Genomic DNA, 525 nt, shown 5'->3' with positions numbered 1-525 from the left:
TCTGGGCCGTGTCTCAGTCCCAGTGTGGCCGATCACCCTCTCAGGTCGGCTACGCATCGTCGCCTTGGTGAGCCGTTACCTCACCAACTAGCTAATGCGCCGCAGGTCCATCCATAAGTGACAGATTACTCCGTCTTTCCCAACTCCCTCATGCGAGAGAATCGCATATCCGGTATTAGCATTCGTTTCCGAATGTTATCCCGGTCTTATGGGCAGGTTACCTACGTGTTACTCACCCGTCCGCCGCTAAGTCTCAAGGAAGCAAGCTTCCTATCAACTCCGCTCGACTTGCATGTATTAGGCACGCCGCCAGCGTTCGTCCTGAGCCAGGATCAAACTCTCCATGAAAGTTTGTCTTGCTCATTACTGAAGTTTTTTCTATGCGAGAATCGCTAGATAAAATCTTCTATTTCGCTTTTATCAATGTTGACCGACGGGGCGGCAACATTGATGGCAGTTCTTACTCGTTGTTCAGTTTTCAAGGATCAATTTCTTTTCCCTCGTCACCAGCAATCTCTCGCGGCG

The 525-nt window shown here is 50.3% G+C and carries 1 rRNA gene; it reads right to left on the bottom strand.

The window, feature by feature from the left end:
• Nucleotides 1-348: ribosomal RNA gene (locus KJS52_RS26995) — 16S ribosomal RNA — on the bottom strand; the annotation flags it as partial.
• Nucleotides 349-525 lie beyond the last annotated feature (177 nt).

This window comes from Paenibacillus montaniterrae (assembly GCF_018403185.1).
Taxonomy (GTDB): domain Bacteria; phylum Bacillota; class Bacilli; order Paenibacillales; family Paenibacillaceae; genus Pristimantibacillus; species Pristimantibacillus montaniterrae.
Note: the sequence above shows the minus strand (reverse complement) of the source record. Positions and strands in the feature narration are given on the sequence as shown.